The sequence below is a fragment of the Rhizobium leucaenae USDA 9039 genome, assembly GCF_000426285.1.
In the GTDB taxonomy this organism is placed as follows: Bacteria; Pseudomonadota; Alphaproteobacteria; order Rhizobiales; family Rhizobiaceae; genus Rhizobium; species Rhizobium leucaenae.
Genome location: NZ_AUFB01000009.1, coordinates 1 through 24381 on the forward strand (window position 1 = coordinate 1; position 24381 = coordinate 24381).

The 24381-nt window shown below is 57.9% G+C and carries 30 protein-coding genes and 1 tRNA gene; 24 read left to right on the forward strand and 7 right to left on the reverse strand.

Features of this window, described 5'->3' with window-relative positions:
* On the reverse strand, positions 1-244 hold a 244-nt coding region (locus K290_RS0115180; protein ID WP_028752708.1), incomplete at its 3' end, for a transposase.
* Between the two features lie 89 nt (positions 245-333).
* On the opposite strand from K290_RS0115180, the gene K290_RS0115185 reads away from it, so the two are divergent.
* The gene (locus K290_RS0115185) at positions 334-2085 is read left to right on the forward strand and encodes a glycosyl hydrolase family 28-related protein (RefSeq protein WP_028752709.1); all 1752 of its coding nucleotides are present in this window, start codon (positions 334-336) and stop codon (positions 2083-2085) included.
* Positions 2086-2087: 2 nt separating this feature from the next.
* Here the strand turns inward: K290_RS0115185 and K290_RS0115190 are convergent, their stop codons facing one another.
* Positions 2088-4388: a hypothetical protein gene (locus K290_RS0115190; RefSeq protein ID WP_154668616.1), complete on the reverse strand. Its 2301-nt coding sequence runs from the start codon at positions 4386-4388 to the stop codon at positions 2088-2090.
* Between the two features lie 102 nt (positions 4389-4490).
* On the opposite strand from K290_RS0115190, the gene K290_RS36255 reads away from it, so the two are divergent.
* From K290_RS36255 to K290_RS37945, 7 genes are read left to right on the forward strand one after another with little or no spacing between them, the layout of a single operon-like run.
* On the forward strand, positions 4491-4700 hold the full coding sequence (locus tag K290_RS36255; RefSeq protein WP_081670333.1) for a hypothetical protein: 210 nt from the start codon (positions 4491-4493) through the stop codon (positions 4698-4700).
* Positions 4687-5289, forward strand: coding sequence for a lysozyme (locus K290_RS0115195; protein WP_028752711.1), 603 nt, complete (start codon positions 4687-4689; stop codon positions 5287-5289). The genes K290_RS36255 and K290_RS0115195 overlap by 14 nt, the downstream gene beginning before the upstream one ends.
* Entirely contained in the window at positions 5286-5654 is a 369-nt protein-coding gene (locus K290_RS0115200) for a hypothetical protein (RefSeq protein WP_051264104.1), read from the forward strand. Before K290_RS0115195 ends, K290_RS0115200 begins: the two co-directional genes overlap by 4 nt.
* A gap of 34 nt (positions 5655-5688) precedes the next feature.
* Positions 5689-5862: an anaerobic dehydrogenase gene (locus K290_RS38340; RefSeq protein WP_245276557.1), complete on the forward strand. Its 174-nt coding sequence runs from the start codon at positions 5689-5691 to the stop codon at positions 5860-5862.
* Positions 5859-6200, forward strand: a complete 342-nt coding sequence (locus K290_RS0115210; protein WP_028752714.1) for a hypothetical protein — start codon at positions 5859-5861, stop codon at positions 6198-6200. The genes K290_RS38340 and K290_RS0115210 overlap by 4 nt, the downstream gene beginning before the upstream one ends.
* 3 nt (positions 6201-6203) lie before the next feature.
* Positions 6204-6563: a hypothetical protein gene (locus K290_RS0115215; RefSeq protein ID WP_028752715.1), complete on the forward strand. Its 360-nt coding sequence runs from the start codon at positions 6204-6206 to the stop codon at positions 6561-6563.
* Positions 6563-8503 carry a hypothetical protein gene (locus K290_RS37945; protein WP_051264105.1) on the forward strand — a complete coding sequence of 647 codons (1941 nt, stop codon included), beginning with the start codon at positions 6563-6565 and terminating at the stop codon, positions 8501-8503. Before K290_RS0115215 ends, K290_RS37945 begins: the two co-directional genes overlap by 1 nt.
* A gap of 108 nt (positions 8504-8611) precedes the next feature.
* Here the strand turns inward: K290_RS37945 and K290_RS0115225 are convergent, their stop codons facing one another.
* Positions 8612-9022, reverse strand: a complete 411-nt coding sequence (locus K290_RS0115225; RefSeq protein WP_245276558.1) for a hypothetical protein — start codon at positions 9020-9022, stop codon at positions 8612-8614.
* Between the two features lie 42 nt (positions 9023-9064).
* Here K290_RS0115225 and K290_RS0115230 point away from each other — a divergent pair, with 42 nt between their 5' ends.
* The 14 genes from K290_RS0115230 (at position 9065) to K290_RS0115300 (ending at position 19975) form a co-directional block, all read left to right on the forward strand.
* Positions 9065-9727 (forward strand): S1C family serine protease, encoded by a 663-nt coding sequence (locus K290_RS0115230; protein ID WP_028752717.1) that lies wholly within the window; start codon positions 9065-9067, stop codon positions 9725-9727.
* Positions 9727-9948 (forward strand): hypothetical protein, encoded by a 222-nt coding sequence (locus K290_RS0115235; RefSeq protein WP_028752718.1) that lies wholly within the window; start codon positions 9727-9729, stop codon positions 9946-9948. The genes K290_RS0115230 and K290_RS0115235 overlap by 1 nt, the downstream gene beginning before the upstream one ends.
* Positions 9949-10073: 125 nt before the next feature.
* Positions 10074-11198 carry a hypothetical protein gene (locus tag K290_RS34385; protein WP_037135569.1) on the forward strand — a complete coding sequence of 375 codons (1125 nt, stop codon included), beginning with the start codon at positions 10074-10076 and terminating at the stop codon, positions 11196-11198.
* Positions 11195-11353 carry a hypothetical protein gene (locus tag K290_RS37325; RefSeq protein WP_154668617.1) on the forward strand — a complete coding sequence of 53 codons (159 nt, stop codon included), beginning with the start codon at positions 11195-11197 and terminating at the stop codon, positions 11351-11353. The genes K290_RS34385 and K290_RS37325 overlap by 4 nt, the downstream gene beginning before the upstream one ends.
* Complete coding sequence (locus K290_RS0115250) at positions 11350-11532, forward strand: hypothetical protein (protein WP_028752719.1); 183 nt, start codon at positions 11350-11352, stop codon at positions 11530-11532. The genes K290_RS37325 and K290_RS0115250 overlap by 4 nt, the downstream gene beginning before the upstream one ends.
* A gap of 50 nt (positions 11533-11582) precedes the next feature.
* Positions 11583-11762 (forward strand): hypothetical protein, encoded by a 180-nt coding sequence (locus tag K290_RS0115255; protein WP_028752720.1) that lies wholly within the window; start codon positions 11583-11585, stop codon positions 11760-11762.
* On the forward strand, positions 11759-12430 hold the full coding sequence (locus K290_RS0115260; RefSeq protein WP_028752721.1) for a DUF1937 family protein: 672 nt from the start codon (positions 11759-11761) through the stop codon (positions 12428-12430). The genes K290_RS0115255 and K290_RS0115260 overlap by 4 nt, the downstream gene beginning before the upstream one ends.
* A gap of 358 nt (positions 12431-12788) precedes the next feature.
* On the forward strand, positions 12789-13148 hold the full coding sequence (locus tag K290_RS0115270) for a hypothetical protein (protein WP_028752723.1): 360 nt from the start codon (positions 12789-12791) through the stop codon (positions 13146-13148).
* Positions 13145-13387 carry a hypothetical protein gene (locus K290_RS0115275; protein ID WP_028752724.1) on the forward strand — a complete coding sequence of 81 codons (243 nt, stop codon included), beginning with the start codon at positions 13145-13147 and terminating at the stop codon, positions 13385-13387. The genes K290_RS0115270 and K290_RS0115275 overlap by 4 nt, the downstream gene beginning before the upstream one ends.
* Positions 13384-13884, forward strand: a complete 501-nt coding sequence (locus K290_RS35890) for a dATP/dGTP diphosphohydrolase domain-containing protein (RefSeq protein WP_051264107.1) — start codon at positions 13384-13386, stop codon at positions 13882-13884. The genes K290_RS0115275 and K290_RS35890 overlap by 4 nt, the downstream gene beginning before the upstream one ends.
* A 741-nt stretch (positions 13885-14625) precedes the next feature.
* Positions 14626-14736 (forward strand) — tRNA-Ser (locus tag K290_RS37330).
* 455 nt (positions 14737-15191) lie between these two features.
* On the forward strand, positions 15192-17138 hold the full coding sequence (locus tag K290_RS0115290) for a PrkA family serine protein kinase (RefSeq protein WP_028752726.1): 1947 nt from the start codon (positions 15192-15194) through the stop codon (positions 17136-17138).
* Positions 17139-17156: 18 nt separating this feature from the next.
* The gene (locus K290_RS0115295) at positions 17157-18428 is read left to right on the forward strand and encodes a YeaH/YhbH family protein (RefSeq protein ID WP_028752727.1); all 1272 of its coding nucleotides are present in this window, start codon (positions 17157-17159) and stop codon (positions 18426-18428) included.
* Positions 18428-19975, forward strand: coding sequence for a SpoVR family protein (locus K290_RS0115300; RefSeq protein WP_028752728.1), 1548 nt, complete (start codon positions 18428-18430; stop codon positions 19973-19975). The genes K290_RS0115295 and K290_RS0115300 overlap by 1 nt, the downstream gene beginning before the upstream one ends.
* 12 nt (positions 19976-19987) lie before the next feature.
* On the opposite strand, the gene K290_RS0115305 is transcribed toward K290_RS0115300, so the two are convergent.
* On the reverse strand, positions 19988-21439 hold the full coding sequence (locus K290_RS0115305) for a DHA2 family efflux MFS transporter permease subunit (RefSeq protein ID WP_028752729.1): 1452 nt from the start codon (positions 21437-21439) through the stop codon (positions 19988-19990).
* 47 nt (positions 21440-21486) lie between these two features.
* On the opposite strand from K290_RS0115305, the gene K290_RS0115310 reads away from it, so the two are divergent.
* Entirely contained in the window at positions 21487-21672 is a 186-nt protein-coding gene (locus tag K290_RS0115310) for a hypothetical protein (RefSeq protein WP_028752730.1), read from the forward strand.
* A gap of 19 nt (positions 21673-21691) precedes the next feature.
* Here the strand turns inward: K290_RS0115310 and K290_RS0115315 are convergent, their stop codons facing one another.
* Positions 21692-22507 carry a DUF6030 family protein gene (locus tag K290_RS0115315; RefSeq protein WP_245276559.1) on the reverse strand — a complete coding sequence of 272 codons (816 nt, stop codon included), beginning with the start codon at positions 22505-22507 and terminating at the stop codon, positions 21692-21694.
* Here K290_RS0115315 and K290_RS38345 point away from each other — a divergent pair.
* Positions 22506-22712, forward strand: a complete 207-nt coding sequence (locus K290_RS38345) for a hypothetical protein (protein ID WP_245276560.1) — start codon at positions 22506-22508, stop codon at positions 22710-22712. The genes K290_RS0115315 and K290_RS38345 overlap by 2 nt on opposite strands.
* A gap of 36 nt (positions 22713-22748) precedes the next feature.
* On the opposite strand, the gene K290_RS0115320 is transcribed toward K290_RS38345, so the two are convergent.
* Entirely contained in the window at positions 22749-23459 is a 711-nt protein-coding gene (locus tag K290_RS0115320; protein ID WP_028752732.1) for a copper homeostasis protein CutC, read from the reverse strand.
* Positions 23449-24375 carry an ROK family protein gene (locus K290_RS0115325; protein WP_028752733.1) on the reverse strand — a complete coding sequence of 309 codons (927 nt, stop codon included), beginning with the start codon at positions 24373-24375 and terminating at the stop codon, positions 23449-23451. Before K290_RS0115325 ends, K290_RS0115320 begins: the two co-directional genes overlap by 11 nt.
* Positions 24376-24381: the final 6 nt, after the last annotated feature.

Genomic DNA, 24381 nt, shown 5'->3' on the forward strand with positions numbered 1-24381 from the left:
CCGAGTCCGGCGCCTGTTGTACCTTCACCGGAACGAAGGCGCGCGGCTCTTCCGCTCTCTCTGCAACACCAAGCTCACGACGCCACCGATAAACCAGTGACCGATCAACGTCGTGACGTCGCGCAACCTCCGTCACCGTCATCTCGCCAGTCAGCGTCTCCGAAACGATCGATTCCTTGGAAGTTCGTGTGAACTTCCGGCGCCGCATACTGCCCGCCAAAATCTCAAGCTGATGGATAGACACGTCGTTATCCTCGTTGTTAGCAACGTGGCGATACCGCTCACCTCAGCAAAACATCGATATCACCGTGACAAAGCAAGGCGGTCCTCGGCGTGGGGATACTGACTATCTCCTTCAGCGGTGGATCAGCCCTTACTGTCAAGACGAACACCGGCAACGACGTTGCCGCTGGCGGCCTCACCAGCGGAATGGTTGTTCTGGGCATCGTCTCTGGCTCGACGTTCCGCATTCTGAATGATCAGGTGTCTAGCGCGATTGTTGCGGCAGCAGAAGCCGCGCAAGCAGCAGCAGAGGCGGCAGCGGCAGCCGCATTAGCCGCGGTGCCAAACACCTTTGCATTAACGCGCACCGCACTTAAAGCGCTCAACACGTCGACCATTACGGCGGCCTATCTCCGCGAAGCGGGGCGCGAAGGCCAATTTCTTTGGCGAACCGGCGACTACAGCGCACAAATTGCCGCTGACACGGCCGAAGGGATTTATATCAAAGCCAATGCCATTGCGGCAACGGCGGGTGCGTGGGTTCGAAACACCGGTATCTCGATAGAGGTCAATGTCAGGTGGTTTGGTGCAGTCGGCGACGGCGTGACGGCCGATACAGCAGCCTTTCAGGTTGCGGCTAATCTTTCCAAAAAGATCCGCGTTCCGTTTGGCCGCTATTTCCTGACCGCAACGATAACGCTTCAGGCTGGCACTTATTTCGAGGGCGATGGCCGCGAGCAAACAATCCTCCAACGCACTGGCGATTATGGCGACACGCTGAAAATTGGCTCGACATCGGCCGGCGCTGGCAACTTCAGAATTTCCGGCTTTTGGTTCTACAAACCGCAGAACTACGTCGCAGGCACCACGACCACGATTACGAATCCAGTCGGGAACACAACCGCTCACGTTAGGGTAGTTGGCGGCCAGGATTGTGACATCTGCGACAACTACTATTGGAATGTCCCTTACGGCATTGTGGTGCAAGACACGTCGTTGCTGCGCATCAGCCGCAACAACTTCTTGGGCATATGGGATACGCAGATTGCCGGGCTTCAGGAAGGGCGCGCACACATATACCTAGCCGCCGGCTTGGCGCACAACACCCTGATAACGATCGACAACAACCATGTCAGCGGCGGCTATTTCTCGGCGCTGCGGTCGAAAACGATCGGAACGGTTACGTATTCTATAAACGAACAGATCGGCCCGCTTCTTGGCTTGCTTGTCGAGACATGCGAAGGTCTGAACGTTTTCGCCAACTACTTCGGCGGGCAGTCACAGTATTGTATTGCGTTCTCGCCGATAGCTGTCATTGCGCAACCGAAGATTCATCACAACTTCTTTGATACCGGCCGCGACGGCACCATCAAATTCTTGTCTGGCACAAATAGCGCCATCTATCCTACCGACGTTATTATTGACGCAAACGGCTTCAACGGCCAGCAAGCTGGCCCGGAGGCGATATCGTTCAATTTCACGTCTTCGATCAAGTCTGCAGTCGATGTCATCATCGCCAACAACGTGTTCGAAAATCACCTGATGGCGCCCGTTCGCATCGATGGCGCCATTGGTGTGAAGATCAACGGCAACATCTTCACCGCCTACCATAATCGTGGCGGTGGCACGACGCCAGACTTTACGGCTGGCGTGTTTCTGGCGACTACCGCCAACAGAGTCAATGTGACAGGCAATGACTTCGGCGGCGGCACGAACGACCCGATGGGCGGCAATAACTGCCAATACGGCGTATATTACTCGGCCGGGTCGTTCGGGTACGCCAGCGGCAATTTCCCCTATGGCGTCGGACTCGGAATGGGTGGTGGCGCGATTGCCAACGTCACGCAGACATACCCGACTTGACGCTATTGTCGCGCAACTGAGCAGGCCATATTGTTGAACCACATATGGCCCTCTTGAAGGACTTGTGGCTGAACGATTGCTGACGTGCCCGCCGGTAATGGGACGGATAAGTTGGCTTCTTCATTAGGATGAATGGTGGCGGGTTCCTTTGGATACCTGCCGCCAGCATCCCAATTCACCGTTTTACCGTCCGCGGAAAGCAAATGAAGGCCAATAAACAGGGGGCGCTGGCCTTGGCCAAACACCCAATCAATCTTGCCTTCATTTTTCAAATTGATGCGTATTTCGTTATCGACTAATGCGCACGACATCTCACCATTTAGCTGGTCGAATATATGATTCCCTGATGCAATATCTATTTCATCTTGCGTCCTGAACACCTCCGGGTGGTCCGCAACGGTGATTGACAGCGGGAATTTGTTATTGCTGGCGACGAGCTTCTCGAGGCCATCCGACTTAATCGAAAGCGGCAAGCTTCCATAATCGATTTCTTTAGGCGAATTGACTGTGACGCCGGAAACAGCAAACGGATCGGCCTGGAATTTCAGCGTAACCGCCCCCTGCGGAATTTTTGCTGACGCAAGCCCGCTCTCATCATCATTGGTGAGAGCGACGCCGATGCTGTTGAGGTAGGCGGCAATTGCGTCGTATTCTTTCTGAGGGACAACCGTGCGGTCTATGACGATCTCAGCAAAGCCGGCCGCCTGGACTTCGGCCCACAATTTCGGGAATGGCAATTCCGCAATGCGGTTATGCCACAATTCTACAAGGCTGTTTTTCGACGCTCCGTTGCTCCACCTTACCGATTTCGAATGCAAATAAAGCCGAACTGGCGCGAATGAGCCCCAGCCGTAATATTTGTTATCTTCAAGATAGTTTGAGTGTGGGTACTGGTAGACTTCTGCGCCAGCCGGGAGTTCGGATTCGACGCGCTGGACAAAACGGCGCTCAGCCAAGAAGCGCTTGTCGAGCGCTGGCGAGCCTGTATCAAGGATCGGTATTTGGTCCACAAGAACAACGGCACAAAGCACGGCAAGTACCGCGGACGACACCAAATCGGTGCGGTTCTTTATCGACCAAATATGGGCGAACAGAATATAGAGCAACAGCAGTAAGATTATTCCGAACCTGTCATATGCTCGGATTGCTGGAAAAATCATAGCCGCCATCGCCCCTACGCCGCCGGTCAGCGTGCAGAGCAACGAAAAGAGGATGAGCGGCAGCAATGCTTGGCCATACCGCTCAGTGACGCCAAAGAATAACTGATAACGAGGGATGCAAAGCAAAATTGCCGCAGACAGCAGCAAGAAGCTTCCAAAGAGACCCAAGGGCGACCAGTTAAAAAGCGGGTAGGCCCTGAACCCATCGCTGGTAGATTTCATATACCGCTCGACGTGAGCCAAGAACGGAATCCGATGATTGTGGTTTGGCGTGAAAAGCATCTTCAGGCTGGGAGCGTATATTTCCGCCTCTGCCGGGCGCTTTGCAACTGCTGGATCCACCACGCCGTTGACGTAGAATTCGTTCACGTGTGACCGCTCGTATGACTTCAAGGGGATCATCAGGGATAGCGACACGCCTAGAACAATGGCGACCATTGCCGTTGGCGCGACAAGTGACGACGGCTGCTTCAGGTCGCCATTTAGCAGGCGGAAAGCAATCGAAAATCCCAGCAATAGCAGGATAAAAAACGCATAGTAACCGTCCGACGAGGCGAGCAGCGCAATGATCGCGTAACTGGCTATAGCTTTGCCAGAAAGCGCGCCGTGGCGCGTAAAGGCACCTGCGGAAATCCATATGACGACGGCGACGGCCAGCGGCAACATGAAGTAGTTTGGCAGGAATGAATAGATCATTCCGCTGAGACGAAACGTTGTGAATGCGAATATAATGCCGACGAACGCAGCAGGCGACCGCGAAATATTTAACATTCGCGAAGCAACATAAGTTGTAGTCGCGATGAGCGGGAAGTTTATGAGATAATAGGCAGTCTGCAACTTAACCGGATCTTTAAAGATTGGCGACAGAGCGAGCATTATTACTGAATGCAGCGCGCTTGTTTGTGCAGCAGAATTCAGATGCCAATGCGCTATGCTTGGCGCACCTAGATAGGGGTTTGTCAAAACCCAACCAGTCTGCGTAAGGACTTTTGTGAGCACGAGTTGCCACACCGAATCCAAGCCGTCGTAATGCATCGGGAGACTGATGTCGTGGCTTAGAACGTGAAAAAGTTTGCCAGCGATCAGTGACGTCACCACGACGATAAAGCCGACCGCGATTGCATCCTTTTTCAAGTCTTTCACTATGGCACCCTTAGTATGTTAACCGGCGGCACCATAGCCAATTAGTTAATGAAAATACAACCGCCGCACTAACAAAAGTGGCGTCGCTTCCAAGGAAAATCAATGAAACCGAAACTCGTGCGCAAGCCCGGGCGCGTTCTCGCGTGGTCGCTATCCATGTGGTGCGTCTACATCGCCGGGCTGCTTCAGATCGTTCCGTACATCGTCCCGTACCTCGACGGCTACATCCCGCATTGGGCTTCGCTCGTCGCGCTCTTGGCATCTCCTTTCGGCGCGATCATCTACCAAGGAAACCTCCATGCCGATAAATAAGATTGTCGCAACCAAGCGCGGCAAGGCTGCTATTGCGGCTGCCATCATAGCGGCCGCAGCGGGCGGCTGGCACGCTGTTGGCGATAGTTCGCCTACCGTCCACCCGCCGGCCGTTATCCTCGCTCAGAAGGCGCTTATCGAGACATGGGAAGGCGAGGTGCTGACCGCACATTGGGATCCCTACGCCAAGATTTACGACATCTGCTACGGCAAGACGACATTGAACGGCAAGCCGATCACCAAGGGCATGAAGTTCACCAAGCAACAGTGCGCCTCTTTTTTGGAGGATGACCTCTACAACGAATATTACGTGCCGCTCACTGAGAAGGTGCCTGCATACGTAGGTTTCCCCGTCAGCGTTCAGGCCGCGCAGCTTTCCGGCGCCTATAACTTCGGCGTAGGCGGCATGGTCCACTCCAAGGCGATGACTTTGGCAAAGGAAGGCCAGTGGCGCGCCGCATGCGAGGCGCAGACTGCTTGGAATAGGGCGGGTGGCCAAGTCGTGCCGGGGTTGGTTAAGCGTCGCGAAATGGGAGACGCGCAGCGTATCGGCGAGGCAGAGCTCTGCGTTTCGGGGTTGCCATCATGAGTCTGCTGGCAACACCACTAGGCCGCTGGCTAATAGGCGCGCTGGCCGCCATTGCTGTTCTGGTTGGTGTCTACGCCTATGCCCACCACAGCGGCTATGTACAGGCGCAGGCCTACTACCAAGGCCAGATTGCACAGCTAAAGGCTGACATCGCCACGGCGCGCGCCAACGAGATCGAGCGCCAGGATACGGCCAACAACGCCGCCAAGGCCCGCGAGGCGGCCACCATCGCGCAGATGCAGGCCGACAACGACACCCTTCAAAACAAAATCGAGGAGCTGCAGCGTGAAGCTGATCAAGACCCTGATGCTGGCCGCGCTGCTCTCGGCTCTTCCAGCGTGCGCCGCATCAACCAAATTCGCTAGCCCGCCGCCCCAGTTGGCCGCGCCGGATTCGGCATTGACTAAGGATTGCGCGCGGCCGGTTGATATCGGCAGTGCGGCGATGACGCAGGCCGCGGCTGAAAAATTCTGGACAAAAGACAGGCAGGCGCTCGTCGAATGCCGTCGCGGCAAGGCTGCCCTACGCGACTTCTATGCTGACCGCGATCGCAGATTGGCGGGTGGGAAATGACACCAGAAGAAATCATGAAGGCGGTCATGTTCATCCTTGCCGTCGCCGGCGCAGGATGGGGCATTTGGTGGAAGATCGACGCCAAGGTCGAGAAGGTCGAAGAGGCTGCCGGCAAGAAGATTGCAGCCGCTGAGGAGAAGGCCAACAAGAACGCGGCCGACCTCGCCGAACATAAACTACATGCCGCGGAAACATTCGCCACCAAGGCCGGAATGCAAGAGCAGACGGCGCAGTTGCTGCGCGCGATTGAGGGCGTAGGCAACCGCATCGACGGCTTGCACGAGCGCCTCGACCGCGCCTTTGAGCGCACCACCGGTCGCACCACAAGAGCGGGATAACCCATGCAAAGACCACGTTTTGACACGTACCTGACGAAGGGCGACTGCTTCGATTTCTCGCTCACCTATACGGCCGCCGGCTCCGTTGTCGATCTAACAGGCTACGGGGCGCAGATGTCCATTCAGTACACCTACGAGCGCGGCCTTGGCCGCGTGAAGGTGACGGACAATCTTGTGCTCGACGGAACTATCGTCGCAGCCGAAGGCAAGATTTCGTTTCACGCGACCGCAACGCAGACCGATGCGCTGCCTAAGATTTCACAGGCGGAATATCAGATCCGCATCACCGACTTGGACGGCTGCATTACCACGCTGCTGAGCGGCTTTGTCGCGATCTATGCTAACAAATTCGAGGACGCATAATGGATCAAGTCACTGTTTTAGAGATATCCACGAACGTCGTAGAAGTTGCTGTCGCTGGTCCGCAAGGGCCTACGGGTCCGCAGGGCATTCAGGGGCCGCCGGGCTCGAATGCGTGGGCGTCTATAACCGGCAAGCCGACAACCGTTGCAGGATACGGGATTACCGACGCTGAAACGCTCGCACACAAGGGCATGGCGAACGGCTATGCAGGGCTGGATAGCGGCGGGCGCGTACCGGCCGCGCAATTGCCGTCGTATGTGGATGACGTTTTGGAATTCGCCAATCTCGGTTCTTTTCCGGCAACGGGTAGTACCGGAATAATCTACGTCGCTGACGACACTGGCAAGATTTACCGATGGTCTGGTAGCGCGTACGTCGAGATAAGCCCGTCGCCCGGTTCTACCGACAGCGTGCCGGAAGGGTCGACTAACCTCTATTTCACGGCGGCGCGCGTTCTCGCGTCGGTATTGACCGGGCTTAGCACGGCTACGAATGCGGTTATCACAGCGTCGGATACGGTGCTGTCGGCGTTGGGGAAGTTGCAGGCTCAGGTCTCGGCTCGCGTCGCTAAGGCTGGCGATACGATGACGGGGGCACTTACCGCGCCTTCCGTTGTATTGAACAACGCCGCAGGGACCGAGAGGCCCATATATTTTCTTACCTCTGGATCAAACAGATGGGAAGCGCGCGCCGAACCATCGGCTGAAACGGGCGCAAACGCGGGATCTGATTTCCAAATTCTTCGTTATGGTGATAACGGATCATTCCTTGGTGCGCCGTTCCAGATCAACCGTGCAACCGGCCTAACGACGCTTGAATCTCTTGCCGTTTCTGGTCCGGCGACCGCTTCCAACCTATCCCTTACGGGTGATTTCACACAGGTAAAATTCGATACGCACTGGCGCGTAACGCGAGATACGGTGGCCGGTAGCGACGGCGGTCTTGTCTTTCAGCACTCTACGGACAATTTTGCTACTGCCGTTACTTCGATGACCCTGCAGAGTAGCGGTTTCGTAGCACTTAACGGTATGTCCGCGAACTCCATCGCCATGGGTACAAACGGCGCGATCTCATTCGCTGGCACGGGCGCCGCGACGACGCGTGCAAACCTCGGCATATCGGCCGGTTTGCAGCAATACGCCTGTGAAGGTCGCCTAACGCTCGAAAGTGGCGTTCCAATCAGCACCGCCGACCAAAGCGCAAAGACGACGCTCTATTTCACGCCGTACAAGGGTGACACGATAGCGCTCTATTCCGGCACTGCTTGGGTTGAGCGGACGTTTGTCGAGACTTCGATTTCGCTATCGACCATAACGACCGGCAAGCCGTACGACGTATTTGCGTTCGACAATGCGGGCACGTTGGCACTTGAGCTTGCTGCCTGGACAAACAACACTACCCGCGCAACGGCGCTTGTGTTGCAGAATGGCGTCCTCTCGAAGAGTGGATCGCTCACGCGGCGGTATCTCGGAACGATATACCCCTCAACGGCCGGGCAATGTGCGGACTCGCTACAATTCCGGTATGTGTGGAACTACTACAACCGCGTCCGTCGGTGGATGGCGTTCAATGCCGCATCGGCAAGCTGGACTTACAATGCAACGACCATCCGGCAGGCTCAGGGCAACACACTGAATCAGTTGAATTTCGTGATCGGTGTGGCTGAGGAAGCAGTAAACGCGAATATCGATACTTATGGTGTGTCGACCATCGCGGCGCAAAACGTGGCTATCGGCTTGGGTCTTGATACGACAACCGCGTTTACTTCCTTCATATCAAACCAGGGCTTCAACAACACAGGCAACGGCGAGCAGATCCGCGCGTCTATAGACATTGTGCCGGCCGCAGGTTTTCACTTCCTGTCATGGAACGAAAAGGCCGACGCTACAGGAACGGCAACGTTCTTTCAGGGCGGTATGACTGGCACCATTGTTTCGTAACTCGCGCCTAGCCTTCCAAATATTCTTATGTTCTAATCAAACAGCACGTACCCTGATTCCAGCCCCTATCCCCTAAAAAGGATAGGGGCTTTTTTTGTTTTCCACACCCTAATCCATCACGGCACGCCGCTCGCCTTGCAACTGATGGATATAGACCATCTCAACGCGGCACGCCGCGTACAGGGCCGATTCCTCATAACCAGCGGTAGGCCAGTTCAGTTTCTCGCCGCCTTCGGTATGGACGATCCAGAACCATCGGTCTTTCGTCCACGGCGCATCGATCTTGAAGATGCGGCCTATCTGCCTGTCGTCGTCAAATCCGACGAAATCGTCACCCGGCTTTTCTTTCCAGCTATGCCGCCATTTGAATTGCGGCTTGCTGCCGGGGATTATCGCTTCCCAAACTTTCCACATTCGGCGAGAGTAGTTCTCAGTTTGTTCTATGTCAAGAGTTTGGTGCGGGTCTTGACAAATTTGTAACTTTACAGCAATGTAATAAAACTGGCAACCAACCAGCAACGCCGTTACCTCGGCACCACCACACCAGAAGAGGAGACAGCCATGAGATATTTCAGATATTTGGGCGTAGCAGTTCTAGCGCTTACCGCACTTCTATTCAGCGGCATCACCTATGTCACCACCCCGGCGCAGACGGCGGCGGCGCGCACCATCTCCGAAGCATCCGTCGTCAAGGTCACCGAGAAAGACGGCCACGGTTCAGGCGTCAATATCGGCAATGGCTACGTCATCACGGCCGGCCACGTTGCTGATGGCAACGCAAAGGCGAAGCTCAAGACGAGCGACGGGCGCGAGATGGATGCCGACGTGCTCTGGGTAAACAAAGAATACGACATTGCTTTACTAAGAGCCGTCGGTCTGCCCACCGTCGGAAGCTCGCTCGATTGCCGAACCGCAAAGGCTGGCGAAGAAATTCAGGCCGCAGGCAATCCGATGGACCTTGAATTCGTTTCTTCCTTCGGTCGCATCGCTGGCGACGTTCGCGAGCTAGGGCCGTGGCGTCAGGTGTTGATTACAGACATTACGATCGTCATGGGGCAATCAGGTGGTCCGGTATTTGAGGCTGATGGCCGCGTCGTTGGCATCACGGTAGGCGTTGCGTCTGCAACCCTTCCCGGCGGCATTATCGGCGCCACGCCGTCGCTTACCGGCTTCGGTATGGTCGTGCCGTCTTCGACTGTTTGTATGCTGATGGGGCGGGCGTGATGGCTAAGATTGATGATGGCGGGGCGGCGTTTCCCGTCCCGTATGGCAACAGCGCCTACGGCATGAGCCTGCGCGATTACTTCGCTGGGCAGGCGTTGAGCGGCCAACTCTCATTCTCGCCGCACGACTCATTCGACAAATACCATCAGCCCGATGAAGTCGCTGCGGCTTGCTATCGCTTCGCCGACGCCATGCTAGCCGCAAGAAAGAAGGAATCCTAATCTTGCCCACACCACCCCTTAGTGACGAACTAGCCAAGGAAGCCGCCGACGCGTTCATTGCGCTAGGTGAGAAGACGGCTGCAGCCCTATTGCTCGGCATCCCGCGTCAAACGTTTAACAGCCGCTTGAAGGTTGCGGCGGAGCGGGGTCTTTTAGGAACGAAACCGGTGTTGCCGGGATTCCGGATTGCGCAGGTCAGCAACACGCCGAACGGCGACTACATCAAGCAACGCCGCGAGCATGGCGCCGAATTCGAAGTGCCGTCTGGCCATACGATAAAAGGAATCTCAGCCCTCGTCGATGAAGGGGGGCGGGAAGTCCTTAAGTGGGTGAAGACGAGGGAAGAGCCGTCGGCGATCGACATCGCCGAAACGTTGAAGGCGGCATTCTCCAACTATGAGCCGGCCGCCATCCCGACGCCCGCGCCGGAACACGTCCAAGAAGAGCTCGTTACGCTCATTCCATGCAATGACTGGCACGTCGGAATGTTCGCGTGGAGCCAGGAGACAGACGAAAACTGGGATCTGAAAATAGCGGAACGCGTCATTGGTCGCGGTATTGAGGAGGCTGTCGCCAGATCACCGGCAAGCGGGGTGGCAATCGTTCTTGGTGGAGGCGACCTAACACACGCAGACAACAACGAGAACAGGACATCGAGATCCAAGAACGTCCTCGATGTCGACGGCAGGCACACCAAGGTCACGGAGACTGCGGGCAGGCTTCTAGTCCGCACCATTGACGCTGCGCTAAGACGCAATGCTGTCGTTGAGGTTCGCAATCTCAAGGGCAACCACGACGAGGAGACGGCGCCGGCAATCGCGTGGTTCCTGCACGCTTGGTATCGCAACGAGCCTCGTGTCATCGTAGATCTCGACAAATCGCTTTTCTTCCATCGTCGCTATGACAAGGTGATGATTTCTGCGACACACGGCCACGAGGCCAAGCTGCAGGACATGCCGGGAATAATGGCGCACCGCAGAGCCGAGGACTGGGGAGCGTCAAAGTTCAGGTACGCCCACGGATTCCACGTCCACCACAAGTCTAAGCTTGCGACGGAGGGTGGTGGCGTGATTATGGAATCACACCAAGCACCGATACCGCAGGATGCTTGGCATTTCGGCTCCGGCTTCCTGTCTGGCCGTTCGCTGCAGACGATCACCTACCACAGGGAGTACGGCGAGATTTCGCGTGTTCGTGTCGCGATGCTTGATGCAGCAAACGACAACGCTCCATTGAGGGCTGCGGCGTGACCGGCAACGAAATAGTTGAACTGGCCATTGTTGAATTTGATGCGTGGGTGGCGGCGCAGTCTGATGAGGTTCAGGAGTTGGATGTTATCCGTCAGGCGGAGCTTTACGCAAATGCAAACGACAACGTGCCGGCAGAGCAGAGGAGGGCGGCTTGAACGCTGATGAAATATGGGAAGAGGCCAGGAGGGAAGCCAAGAGCCAGCTTGGCGAGGCGTCTATATCTGGGATGCCTCCCGAATTTATCGCCAACAACCCGCATCGGAATGGAAGTCCGGAGCACGATGAATACGAGGCTGCTTTTGAGCACTTCATTATGACCGGACTCGGATACTAACCACCACCCGCCGACCACCAATCGGCAACCACCACAGAAGAGGAGACTTCATGACCACCACCATTTACGACCCGCCAGGCGGCTGGCGTCACGGCTTCCCGCGCGTCTATAACCCCCATCCAGGCGAAACCCTTGAAGACACGCTAGTTCGCGATGGCTACCCCGAAAAGGAAGTCGGCATCGGCGCCAAGTATTGCCGTTTTTGGGAAGAGAAGGAGGCTGTACAATGACCCTATTCGGCGGAAGAATCCCCAACGAGGACGGCGACGGTTATAAGGTTGTGCCACAACCTTATAACGAACCGCTTATGATCCCCGGCTACGGCGCGCAACCCGTGCCTGCGAATGATAATTTCATCGCGGACGAATCCGGCGCGTCGGCTGGCTTTGCGGTTGGCGGGTATATCGGGTTGCGGCGCACCCCCTCAGAAATGCGCGCCACCCACGAAGAGCACAACGACAACGTTGCCAAGTGGCGGGCCAACGACACGCTCCCATATCGCAAGCAGCAAGGCGTCGAGGCGCTGGCCGAACTGGCCGGATACGTCTATCTAGGCTCGCCGTATGCGAAATATCCGCACGGCCTCGACGAGGCGGCTCGCGTCGTGTCCGAGTGCGCAGGCGTGCTGATGCAGCGCGGTCTGCGCATTTACTGCCCGATCGCACATGGCCATGCTGTGTCGCGGAATGTCGCCTTGCCGCGCGAGTGGGATTTCTGGAAGGCGCAAGACCAGCCGTTGATTGATGCTGCAGCCGCGATCATCGTGCTTGAAATGCAGGGATGGCGGGAGTCCGTCGGGCTCACCTATGAGATTTCGGAGTTTATGCGGGCGGGCAAGCCGATCCTTTATCTCGAACCGGCTGATCTGCGGGTTAGTGAGCGGAGGGCGGCGGCGTGATTAGGCACGGTGAGGCACCATACCTAGAATGCAGCAGCAAGGGTGACCGTCGCTTCTCTGCGTTCCACGCACGCATACGCTCGCGTGGCGGAAAGAGCATTGAAGATATCTATCAGGCTTCGAAAGTATTTGCTGACGGGTCTACGGGGCTCGGCTGGCGCGATGCGAAGGGCAAGCTTGCCGTCAACATGACGCAAGTTCGCAAACTCTACTCTGGCCTCTGGGATGAATACATAGGCGAGAATCGGCACCTGCTTGACGTTATCCGCGCCGCGTCTGGCGTGTCTGACGTGTTCGGGCAAACAGGCAGCGCTTGCCAAGCGACCGAGCTTTGGCGAATTCGTAACGGGGAGGCAGCATGACCAACCACCAATTCTACGTCGGCCAACAAGTCGTCTGCATCTCGGCAGCCCAACCCGCAAACACAACCCTTCCGTCTGAATTGACGGAAGGGGCCATCTACAAAATCAGGTGGATCGGCGAGCATACGCATTATTTGGACCGAACCTATATCGGCGTACGGCTTGAGGGCATCGACCGCGGCACGTGCCAAATATGGGGAGACGTGGATACGCCTTTCCGCGCTACGCGCTTCCGCCCGCTCGTAGCGGACAGGTTGGGGTCGTTAAGGGCGTTGCTCGTACCGGGCCAGCCGTTGGCGCCAAGTGTGGAAGGGCCGTTGCGGCCGGTGAAAGTGAAAGAGGAGGAGAGGGTGTGAGCAGTATGATGGAGAAGGTGGCTAGGGCTATGGCTGCATTAGATTGGGGAGATGTAGACAAAGACGACAGCTATTTTCGATACGCCCGCGCCGCAATCGAAGCGATGCGCGAGCCGACGGAGGCGATGAAAGCCGCGCTTGGCGACGCGCGTAAATACGGCACTGAAAGCAACGGTGAGATTTTCCCTCGCAAGCTTATGTCGGAATTGATCGACGCCGCACTCAAGGAGCAACCATGACAGCACTATTCACAGCAGAAGGCGACCTTACCGCCGCCCCTTCCGAATTGCGCGCGCTTGGCGCTGCAATAGGGAAGGTGGACGGACCCACCACAGACGGCAGCATGTTCAACCGAGTCATGGAGATCACCAAGCTCCCCTCCACCAACCCCAAGCGCGCCTTCGGTGCCCGCAAGCCGTCGGCGCAGTTCATACCGCCCGTGGCAATCCTCGAGGAGAGCGCCGTGATGGCGCTCGGCGCAGCTAAGTACGGCGCGTTCAATTGGCAGGACGAGCCGATTGATGCGACCACCTATTACAGCGCGGCTATCCGCCACTTGCTGCAATGGTTCTCTGGTGAGGATGTTGATCAGGAGAGCGGCGCGTCGCACCTGGCGCACGTCAGGGCGTGCATGGCTATCCTGCTCGATGCGCAGGCCAGCGGTCGGTTGGTTGACGATCGGCCGGAGTGCGCGTCGGCCAGCGAGGCGATTGAGCGGCTGAAGGTGACGGCGTAACTTTCCCGCATCTCAAACGCGCGATAGTAACAACCAAAAACCCGCCCCGCCCGGCGGGTTTTTTTATTTACCCCAAGCCAGCCCGCAAATAATCGGCGAGCACCCATCTAAGCCGGCCCTCTTCGACAATCCACAGATAGTAGATCTGCCGCCCCATGGCGGAGCACTGTCTCGACAGAACGATCGCCGATAAATTCCCAAATGAAACAGTTTGCCCGATTCGAAATTTCCACTCTTTATTGAAAACTCTAACTCTGGCGTTTCTCCCATCGTCCATTGCTAGTGACATTTTTTCTTATGAACCCCCCAAGGCGGCTGTCGGCGCCGAGCCGGGGGTTAGACACCAGCCTCACGACCAGCCAATGCACCTTTAGGCGAACCTTGGACATATGCGCGAGCCGGAGCTCGCGCGGTGCGCGGCAGTTACGCACGCGCGACGCATTGCCCCCGGCCCATAAAGGCCAGGTGAAATACGCCAGCCGCTAAGCTGCGCATGGTTCGGCTCACAAACTTGTGTGAGCCTAGTGAAGGTCAGGGTGTCTAAGCCCAAGGTTGATTAATAAGTAAAACGGGCTATCGCGCAATACGTTAATTTATGAGGGTGCCCTTGCGTTAGATGTATGTTGTGAAGAAGTGACAAATGTGTGCGGAGGGCATGGGATATGATTAGGATGCGAAGGGTAGGCGGGTGGCGAACTCAGTCTGATTTTTCTCTAGACAATGTCGAGCTAAGCTATTGACGCCAGTTCGCAGTCTAGACACAATTGAAAATGCTAACTGAAAAGAAAACACACAATAAAATGCGGATTGAAAATCCGCGTGTCACTGGTTCGATTCCGGTCCTGGGCACCATCCTTACTTCCTCTTGAGATCATCGCGATTTGCGGACGCCCTGTCGGCGGCAATGCGTGGCTCATGTGCAACGGCAATTGCGGGATGTATCCACGTCCGTAGGTGGCCGGCAGTGCAGATTCCGCTCCAGCTTCCATTCTGAATTTTTCCTCTGTTTCAAGCGGAATATCGTGCCTTCGGGCCATCAGAAAGGGCGAGCCTGGCTCGCGCTTTTGCAGGGGCTGTCAATCGCGTCTAATGGTGGAGATCCGGGCAAACGGCGCAACTTTAGAGGTATTCATTATTAATTCCGGTGAAAGAACCTTTCAAGATATTGATGGCTAATGCAATGAAGCGTACGAATTATTGAAGGGTCACCTATTGATTCGAAGCGAGTATTACCGCACCTTAGATACTAGCGGGAAGTGATCCCGTTAAGTCCGGCGTTTATTGCAATAGCAAGCTATCGAGGCGCCATGTTAAACAACGATGTGCTATTCAACACGTTCGCCCGTTCTTTCGAAGCACGGCGCGAAGTCGAGATGTCATTCTCTGAATACCTGGATGCGTGCCGGGATGATCCGCTCATGTACGCCAATGCGTCGGAGCGACTGCTGGCCGCGATGGGTGAACCACTGCTGATCGATACGGCCAAGGATACCCGCCTCGGGCGTATCTTCATGAACCGAACCATCCGGACCTATCCGGCTTTTTCGGGCTTCTTCGGCATGGAAGAGACGATCGAACGCATCGTCGCCTTCTTCCGTCATGCGGCGCAGGGGCTGGAAGAGCGCAAGCAGATTCTCTACCTGCTCGGGCCTGTCGGCGGAGGTAAATCCTCGCTTGCCGAGCGGCTAAAGTCGTTGATGGAAGTCCACCCCATCTATGTTCTCAAGGCCGGCAACGAGCTCAGTCCGGTGTTCGAAAGCCCGCTCAGCGTTTTCGATCCCGTCTCCATGGGGCCGATGGTCGAGGAGCGCTACGGCATTCCACGTCGGCGGCTGACCGGGCTGATGAGCCCGTGGTGCCTGAAGCGGCTGGAAGAGTTCGAGGGCGATATTTCCCGCTTCCGTGTGGTCAGAATCCAGCCGTCCAGGCTGCGACAAATCGCCGTCGCCAAGACCGAACCGGGTGATGAGAACAACCAGGATATTTCCTCGCTGGTCGGCAAGGTCGATATCCGCAAGCTCGAAAGCCTGGCGCAGAACGATCCGGACGCTTACAGCTATTCCGGTGCGCTCAATCGCGCCAACCAGGGCATTCTCGAATTCGTCGAGATGTTCAAGGCGCCCATCAAGATGCTGCACCCGCTGCTGACGGCGACGCAGGAGAGCAATTATATCGGCACCGAGAATATCGGCGCCATTCCCTTCTCCGGCATCATTCTGGCGCACTCGAACGAGTCGGAATGGCAGACCTTCAAATCCAACAAGAACAATGAGGCTTTCATCGACCGCATCTGTGTCGTGAAGGTGCCTTATTGCCTGCGGGTCACCGAGGAGCAGAAGATCTACGAGAAGCTGATCGAGGAATCCGAGCTCAGCGACGCGCCCTGCGCGCCGTCGACGCTGGAGACGCTTGCCCGCTTCACGGTTCTCACAAGGCTTGCCAAGCACGAGAACTCGACGGCGTTCTCGAAACTTCGGGTCTATGACGGCGAGAGCCTGAAGGAGACCGATCCGAGGGCGCGTAGCGTGCAGGAGTATCGCGATGCGGCCGGTGTCGACGAAGGCATGGACGGGGCTTCCACCCGCTTCGCCTTCAAGGTGCTGGCGGCGACCTTCAACTACGATACGACGGAGATCGGCGCTGATCCGGTGCATTTGATGTATATGCTGGAGCAAGCGATCCGCCGCGAGCAACTGCCGCTTGAAACCGAAAAGCTCTACATCGAGTTCATCAAGAGCGAGCTTGGACCGCGCTATGCGGAATTTATTGGACATGAGATTCAAAAAGCCTATCTGGAATCCTATGCGGATTACGGCCAGAATCTCTTTGACCGATATGTCGATTACGCCGATGCCTGGATCGAGGATGTGGATTTCAAGGATCCGGATACCGGTCAGCTTCTGGACCGAGAGCTTCTCAACCAGGAATTGACCAAGATCGAAAAGCCGGCGGGTATCGCCAATCCAAAGGATTTCCGCAACGAGATCGTGAAGTTCTGCCTGCGGGCGCGGGCAAGCCACGGCGGTAAGAATCCGTCCTGGACGAGTTACGAGAAGATTCGCGAGGTCATCGAAAAGCGAATGTTCTCCCAGGTCGAAGACCTCCTGCCGGTGATCTCGTTCGGGTCCAAAAAGGATGGCGAGACGGAAAAGAAACATGGCGAATTCGTCGAACGCATGATGGCTCGCGGCTATACCGAGCGTCAGGTTCGGCGGCTTGTGGAATGGTACATGCGTGTGAAACAGGCAGGATGAGCCACCAAGGAAGAAGGAATGCACATTGTTGACCGGCGCCTGAATCCAGGCGGCAAAAGTCTAGAAAATCGTCAACGATTTTTGCGAAGAGCAAAAGCGCTGGTGCAGAGAGCGGTCTATGAATCCTCTCAAAATCGCGACATTCAGGACATTCTGAAGGGCGGTGAGATCAGCATTCCCATAGATGGAACCGAGGAGCCCCGGTTCCATCGCGGCCCAGATGGCCTCCATGAGCATATACTTCCCGGCAATAAGGACTTCCTTGAAGGCGATATTCTTCCGCGGCCGGAGAGCGGCGGCGGAAGGGGGCGGGCCGGCGGCGAGGGCAGCGGCGAAGATGCCTTCCGCTTCATTCTCACCCGCGACGAATTCCTCGACCTTTTCCTCGACGATCTTGAACTTCCCGATCTTGCCAAGAAGCGACTGACGACGACCGATCAACCCAATCCGGTACGGTCAGGCTATTCGGTGACGGGGTCGCCGGCCAATCTTGCCATCAACCGCACCATGCGGCTCGCGATGATGCGGCGCGTGGCGCTGCACCGTCCGAAGCCCGAGACCGTGGCGGAGCTTATTGCCGAGGCGGCGGAATGCCAGGACGAGGAGCGCCGCGCCGCGCTGGAGGCCGAGATCAAGATTCTGGAATCGAAGGTCCGGCGCATCCCCTATATCGATCCGATCGATATCCGCTACCGCCGTTTCGAGAACGAGCCCAAGCCCGTGGCTCAGGCCGTGATGTTCTGTCTGATGGATGTTTCCGGCTCGATGTCGGAGCATATGAAGGATCTCGCCAAGCGCTTCTACATGCTGCTCTACATCTTCCTGACGAGGCAGTATCGCCGTGTCGAGATCGTCTTCATTCGTCATACGGACGTGGCCGAAGAGGTGGATGAGGAAACGTTCTTCCGCAGCCCGGCGACCGGCGGCACGCAGGTGTCGAGCGCGCTCGAAGCCATGCGGCGGATCGTTCATGATCGTTTTCCGCCATCGGACTGGAACATCTACGCTGCGCAGGCATCGGATGGCGACAACGCCTATTCGGACAATGCGACGGCGGCGGCGCTGCTCACCAATGCCATCCTGCCGGTCAGCCAATATTTCGCCTATCTGGAGGTGGGGGAGGCACGGAGCGTCGCGATCTCTTCCGGCTCAGCGCTCTGGTCGCTCTATGAGCGCATTCAGGTGGGCTGGCCCGTGCTATCGATGCGCCGCGTCAGCGATCGCAGCCAGATCTACCCAGTCTTCCATGATCTCTTTCAGCGCCGGGCGGCGGAAACCAGGAGTGGATAATGGCAAAGGCATCGATGGAGCGGCTTTTTGACGGTGCGGACTGGGATTTCGCAACCATCCAGCGGATCCACAATGCCTGCGAGCGGATCGCCCTCGACGAGCTTGGCCTCGACGTCTATCCGAACCAGATCGAGATCATCACCGCCGAACAGATGCTCGACGTTTATTCCTCGATCGGCATGCCGCTGTTCTACAAGCATTGGTCCTTCGGCAAGCATTTCGCGCATCACGAGGCTTTTTATCGCAAAGGTCTGCGCGGCCTTGCCTATGAGATCGTCATCAACAGTTCGCCCTGCATCTCCTATCTGATGGAGGAGAATACGGCGACGATGCAGGCGCTGGTGGTCGCCCACGCCGCCTTCGGGCATAATCATTTTTTCAAGAACAATTACCTGTTCAAGCTCTGGACCGACGCGGAGGGTATTCTTGACTACCTCAACTTCGCCAAGGGCTATATCGCCCGCTGCGAGGAGCGCTATGGCCATGCCGCCGTGGAGCGGACGCTGGATGCGGCGCATGCGCTGATGTCGCATGGTGTCCATCGTTATGCAGGCAAGAAGACGCTCGATCTTCGCGACGAGGAGCGGCGCGAGCGCGAACGGCGCGAATATGACGAGCGGATCTTCAACGATCTCTGGCGGACGGTTCCGGTCGCAAAGGGCAAGAAGGCACCCGACCTCGATCTGGAGCACCGGCGTTCGCTCACCGGCCTACCGCAGGAAAATATCCTTTATTTCCTGGAGAAGATGGCGCCGCGGATGAAGCCGTGGCAGCGGGAAATCCTGCGCATCGTCCGGCATGTGGCGCAGTATTTTTACCCGCAGAGCCAGACCAAGGTTATGAACGAGGGCACGGCGACCTACGTGCATTACCGCATCATGACGCGGCTGCATGAGCTCGGTGGCATCGGTGACGGCGATTTTCTCGAATTCCTGAAGTCGCACACCAATGTCGTCTTCCAGCCTTCCTTCAACGATCCGCGTTTTTCCGGCTTCAATCCCTATGCGATCGGTTTCGCCATGATGCAGGATATCGAGCGGATCGTGACGAAGCCGAAGGATGAGGACCGGCAATGGTTTCCCGATATTGCCGGGACCGGCGATGCCATGGCGGTGCTGCGTGATCTCTGGGCCAATTACCGCGACGAGAGCTTCGTATCGCAGTTTCTCAGCCCGCATCTGATGCGCAAGATGCGCATGTTCCACCTCACGGACGATCCGGAAGAGGAAGAGGGATTGCTGGTGGCAGCAATCCACGACGAGCGCGGCTACAGGCGCATTCGACGCGAGCTGGCACGGCAATATGATGTCGGCTGGATCGATCCGCACATCGAGATCGTCGATGTCGATCTTGCCGGCGACCGGCGGCTCATGCTCAAGCATACGGTGCTGAACGGCGGCTTGCTGGAGGATATTGATGCCAAGCGCGTGCTGCAGCATCTTGCCGATCTCTGGAGCTACGACGTGCTCCTGCAGGAGGTCGACCGCTCCGGCTCAGTCCTTCGCGACCACCTCGTCCATCCGCGTCCGTCGGCCATTGCCGCTTGACGGCGCAAAATTTCAGGCTGCTTCCTTCGACTGGCGATAATGGCCGCTGACCTGCCTGCCGTCTTCCGGCCGCAGCATGAAAAAGCCGGGCAGGCCGAAAAGCGGGATCACGGCCATCAGCAGGAATGTCAGATGGAATTTTTCCGGCGTCAGCGGCGATCCGTCCAGTGTGACCAGGCCGAGCAGCATGGCGGCGATGGAGACACCGAAGCTGACGCTCAACTGCTGCAGCACGCCACCGAGGCTGGTAGCGCGGCTGAGTTGGGCGGCAGGCGTTTCTGAATAGGAGAGCGTATTCGACGTCATGAACTGCGCTGCCCGCGCAAGGCCGAAGACGAAGACATAGGTGATGATGAACCAATGCGGCGTTTCCGGCCCGATCAGGGCGAAGCCGGCAACGATGGCAGCGCCGAAGATGGCGCTCCAGATCAGCACGCGATCAAAGCCGAAACGGCGCAGCATCATCGATGATATTGGGCGGATGGCGAGAGCGCTCAAGGCACTGACGAAGGTCAGCGTGCCCGAAACGACGGGGCTTAAGCCGAAGCCGACCTGCAGCATCAGCGGCAGCAGGAAGGGCGTGCCGTTGAGGCCGACGCGACAGATGCCGCCGGCCAATGTGCCGACGCGGAACGTGCGCAGTTTGAACAGAGTCAAATCGACGGCCGGCGATTCCGCCGTCTTTGCATAGCGGATGAAGCCGAGGAGAAGCAGACCGGCAGCGGCAAGGACGACGATGATGGCCCAGACGGGAATGGTCGGCCGGCCGATATTCTCGATGCCGTATTGCAGCAGCACGCAGCCGACGCCGACCATGATGAAACCAGGAAAATCGAATTTGATCGAGGTATCGCGCTCGGTATCCCGGACATAGCGCAGCGCCATCACCATGCCGATGATGCCGAAAGGCAGGTTGACCCAGAAGATCCAACGCCAGGAAAGATAGGTCGTGAGAAAACCGCCGAGCACGGGGCCGATTACCGGGCCGATAATGGCCGGCAGCGTCATGTAGGTCATCGCCGTGACCAACTGACTGCGGGGAAAGCTGCGAATGAGGATGAGGCGCCCGACCGGCGTCATCATCGCGCCGCCGAAACCCTGCAGGGCGCGGGTGACGATCAGCATCGGCAGGCTTGTCGCGAGGCCGCACAGGATCGAGCCGAGAGTGAAGGTGAAGAGCGAGAGCGCAAAGATGCGTCGCGCGCCAAAACGGTCGGCGAACCAGCCGCTGACCGGGATGAACATGGCGAGTGTCAGGATATAGGTCGTCACCGCGAGGTTCATCCGCACCGGCGTGGTGGCAAGGCTTCTGGCGATATCGGGAACGGCGGTGACGAGGATGGTCGCATCAAGCTGTTCCATCAGGAATGCGACAGCGACCACGGCGGGAATGATGTAGCGCAGGCGGGGGTCACGGTCGATCGCGAAGGTCTGGCCTTCCAGGGCGGTATCTGTCGAATCCATCAGGATGCAATTGCTTTCCACGGCCGGATGGGAGGGCCGGCGCGTCAATGCTGGCGCATGATCTTGTCCAAGAACCGCTTCGCAATTTTTGGGAAATCACGCAGTTTGGGAACCATGCAATGAGCAACCGGCGATTCACCGGCCATCGAGATCTGCCATATTTGACCACCATCGATGGCGCGGTGCAACAAAAAGCCAACGAATCATGCCCCTTCGCCGCAAAGGCGATGTAAAATTTTCGCGAGCGGTTTGTTATTTGGCAGGGGGCGGCGAGGGGAGCGTCCATCGCGCCTTGTCGAAGACGATGGCGGTGCGGATCTGTTCCGGTGCTTTTCGCTGCAGTCCGAGCTGAAGATTGAAGCTCCGGTCGTTGCGGAACTCCCGAAAGAAGCTGAGCTTTGCGCCGAAAGCTTCCAGCGTCACGTCCTGCAGTTTGCCGATCGCGTCGAGGGCCGTCTCGAAGTCGAGCCAGCGGGTTTCCGTCAGCAGCAGGACGACAGCGTCGACGAATGTCTCGCCGATGGCCCGGCCGTCGGCATTGTCGGGCATGATCACCTTGATGCGGATATTGTCGAGCTCTCCGGTCGGGCTGCCGCGAACGATGATGAAGAAGGACGCGGCGTTCGGGTCATCGTTGCCGCCTTTCTGAATCTCATAGCTGCATTCAAAGTTTCCCGCGCCAAGCGCGCTCTGCTTCCATTCGCCGACGGGCAGCCCCGATTTTGAAAGGTCAGCACAGAGCGTCTGACCCGTTATCCGCCAGCTTCGCACGAATGCGCCGCGCAGAGGATCGACCGGCGGGTCGAATATGTGGGAGCGCCGGGCCGGCGTCGGTTTCATCGCTGTCGGGCTCTTGGCATGTGCGGCCTGCTTCTGTGAAGGTGCGGCCGTCGCTGCAGGATTTGACGTCGCATTCTTCTCGCCGGCGATTTCCGCTGGTTTCGAATTGGCAGGTTGGGTGGCGGTTTGCGAGGCGGCGGTTGTCACGGCGGGGGGCGAGGGCTGCTGCGCCGACCCGTTGAACAGATCGAGATGATAGCGCGCATCGAGCGCTCTCAGATTGCGCATGTCGTTTGCAAGCAAGGCCGTGGCTAAAATGATCGAGCCGATGACGATCGCCGCAATCCAGAAAACAGCCCTGCTTTTTTTGCGAGGTGGCGCGACCGACATGGTTCAGATCTACAGCTACTCCGGAGGAAACCTGCTTAACTGCAATGGGTTGGCATTCTGCAGCCGATCCATAGCTACAGAATATGCGTTTATGAACGATTGATCACTCTACCAATTCTTGTCAAATCGCCGCGCTTGCTCAGGCGAAATGCGCCTTCAGCGCCCGGACGGTCGCAGCGTGGGTGCGGCGCACTGTCGGTGTCGAAAACCCGAAGGCGAGCAGGCCTTCCTTCGTCTCTGGCTCGGCAATGGAGCAGGACGCATGGATTTCGCTGATCGGCAGTCGTGGCCATAGCTTGCCGACCGTTCCGATGTTGACCCCCGAGCCGGGCATGATGGAGATGCGGCCGGCGGCAATGGCGATCGCCTGTTCCAATCCGGTGAGGCCTTCCGCGGCCGTTTTCGCGCGGCCGGAGGTCAGGATGCGCTCGAAGCCGAGGGAGATGGCGAGTTCCACCGCCTCCTCGATATCGGGAACGAGATCGAAGGCACGATGCAATGTCTTGCCGTGGCTTCCCGCATGGGTGACGAGCGCGCGGAGCGTATCGCCGTCCAAACGGCCGTCCGGCAAGGAGGCGCCGAGCACGACGCCCGGCAGGCCGGCATGCCGGGCGGCATCGATGTCGTTCTTCATGACGTCCAGTTCATCGGCTGAGTAGACGAAGCTGCCGGCGCGGGGGCGGATCATGGCATAGGCAGGGATGGACGCGCGCGCTGCCGCCAGCATCAGGCCGGCACTCGGCGTCAGACCGCCGACGGTGAGGGCACTGCAAAGCTCGATGCGATCCGCACCGCCGGCAATAGCGGCGTTGAGGCCGGCAATATCCTCGACGCAGACTTCAAGCAGCATGGCTGCGCTCTTCGCCAAATTTCAGTCCCAGCAAGGCCGCGCCGATCAGCCCGGGCTCGACCTTGCATTCGCTCGGCACGACCAGCGGGCGGTCGAACTTGCGGAGGATACGGGCGCGCACCGCCGCGTCCAGCCGCGCCAGCAGGGGCTCGACATTGGACAGGCCGCCGCCGACCGGGACGATGGTCGCACCGGTGATGTTGATGGTCAGCGCCAGGGGCGAGGCGACGAGATCGACGAGGACATCGATCGTCCGCTCCGCCTTGGCGTCGCCAGTAAGCCATTGGCCGATAATCTCCTCGCTGGAAAACTCCAACCCGTGCAAGGTCCTGTGCAGGCGCTCGACACCGCGGGCGCCGCCGATGGTGTCGACACATCCCTTCTGGCCGCAGCCGCAGGGATAGGCGGGGATGACCGCCGGCGGACTGCCGGCGAAGGAGGCGATGATCGGGCCGTGGCCCCATTCGCCGGCAAAGCCGCCGGCGGCATTGACGAGGCGGCCGTCCGCCACCAGGCCCCCGCCGACGCCGGTGCCGAGAATGGCGCCGAAGACAATACGATGGCCGCGGCCTGCGCCGGAGATGGCCTCCGCCATGGCGAAGCAATCGGCATCGTTGGCGATCAGGACGGGATAGCCAAGTTCCGCTTCCAGTTCGGCGGCAAGGTGCCGGCCGTGGATGCAGGGAATGTTGGCGCAGATGAGCGCTTGCGTATCGGCGTCCACGACGCCCGCAATGGAAAAGGAAATGCAATCCGGCTTCTCGCCGGCCTCGGCGACGACGGCGCGCAAGGCCGCGACGAATGCGCCGAAATCATGCTTCGGCGTCGGGCGGCGGGCGAGCGGCGTGATGTCCGTCATGGAATGGGCGATGCCGCCCTTGATGGCGGTGCCCCCGATATCGAAAGAAACGATCATAAATGG

What these genes read in the sequence shown, in the direction of transcription:
- K290_RS0115290 (WP_028752726.1), top strand. Translation starts at nt 15,192, where the DNA reads ATGTTAAACAACGATGTGCTATTCAACACGTTCGCCCGTTCTTTCGAA.
- K290_RS0115270 (WP_028752723.1), top strand. Translation starts at nt 12,789, where the DNA reads ATGACCAACCACCAATTCTACGTCGGCCAACAAGTCGTCTGCATCTCG.
- K290_RS38345 (WP_245276560.1), top strand. Translation starts at nt 22,506, where the DNA reads ATGTCGTTTGCAAGCAAGGCCGTGGCTAAAATGATCGAGCCGATGACG.
- K290_RS37945 (WP_051264105.1), top strand. Translation starts at nt 6,563, where the DNA reads ATGGATCAAGTCACTGTTTTAGAGATATCCACGAACGTCGTAGAAGTT.
- K290_RS0115315 (WP_245276559.1), bottom strand. Translation starts at nt 22,507, where the DNA reads ATGCGCAATCTGAGAGCGCTCGATGCGCGCTATCATCTCGATCTGTTC.
- K290_RS0115295 (WP_028752727.1), top strand. Translation starts at nt 17,157, where the DNA reads ATGCACATTGTTGACCGGCGCCTGAATCCAGGCGGCAAAAGTCTAGAA.
- K290_RS0115195 (WP_028752711.1), top strand. Translation starts at nt 4,687, where the DNA reads ATGCCGATAAATAAGATTGTCGCAACCAAGCGCGGCAAGGCTGCTATT.
- K290_RS0115215 (WP_028752715.1), top strand. Translation starts at nt 6,204, where the DNA reads ATGCAAAGACCACGTTTTGACACGTACCTGACGAAGGGCGACTGCTTC.
- K290_RS0115300 (WP_028752728.1), top strand. Translation starts at nt 18,428, where the DNA reads ATGGCAAAGGCATCGATGGAGCGGCTTTTTGACGGTGCGGACTGGGAT.
- K290_RS0115260 (WP_028752721.1), top strand. Translation starts at nt 11,759, where the DNA reads ATGACCCTATTCGGCGGAAGAATCCCCAACGAGGACGGCGACGGTTAT.
- K290_RS0115210 (WP_028752714.1), top strand. Translation starts at nt 5,859, where the DNA reads ATGACACCAGAAGAAATCATGAAGGCGGTCATGTTCATCCTTGCCGTC.
- K290_RS0115200 (WP_051264104.1), top strand. Translation starts at nt 5,286, where the DNA reads ATGAGTCTGCTGGCAACACCACTAGGCCGCTGGCTAATAGGCGCGCTG.
- K290_RS36255 (WP_081670333.1), top strand. Translation starts at nt 4,491, where the DNA reads ATGAAACCGAAACTCGTGCGCAAGCCCGGGCGCGTTCTCGCGTGGTCG.
- K290_RS0115310 (WP_028752730.1), top strand. Translation starts at nt 21,487, where the DNA reads ATGCTGGCGCATGATCTTGTCCAAGAACCGCTTCGCAATTTTTGGGAA.
- K290_RS35890 (WP_051264107.1), top strand. Translation starts at nt 13,384, where the DNA reads ATGACAGCACTATTCACAGCAGAAGGCGACCTTACCGCCGCCCCTTCC.
- K290_RS0115320 (WP_028752732.1), bottom strand. Translation starts at nt 23,459, where the DNA reads ATGCTGCTTGAAGTCTGCGTCGAGGATATTGCCGGCCTCAACGCCGCT.
- K290_RS0115305 (WP_028752729.1), bottom strand. Translation starts at nt 21,439, where the DNA reads ATGGATTCGACAGATACCGCCCTGGAAGGCCAGACCTTCGCGATCGAC.
- K290_RS0115235 (WP_028752718.1), top strand. Translation starts at nt 9,727, where the DNA reads ATGGCTAAGATTGATGATGGCGGGGCGGCGTTTCCCGTCCCGTATGGC.
- K290_RS0115255 (WP_028752720.1), top strand. Translation starts at nt 11,583, where the DNA reads ATGACCACCACCATTTACGACCCGCCAGGCGGCTGGCGTCACGGCTTC.
- K290_RS0115230 (WP_028752717.1), top strand. Translation starts at nt 9,065, where the DNA reads ATGAGATATTTCAGATATTTGGGCGTAGCAGTTCTAGCGCTTACCGCA.
- K290_RS0115325 (WP_028752733.1), bottom strand. Translation starts at nt 24,375, where the DNA reads ATGATCGTTTCTTTCGATATCGGGGGCACCGCCATCAAGGGCGGCATC.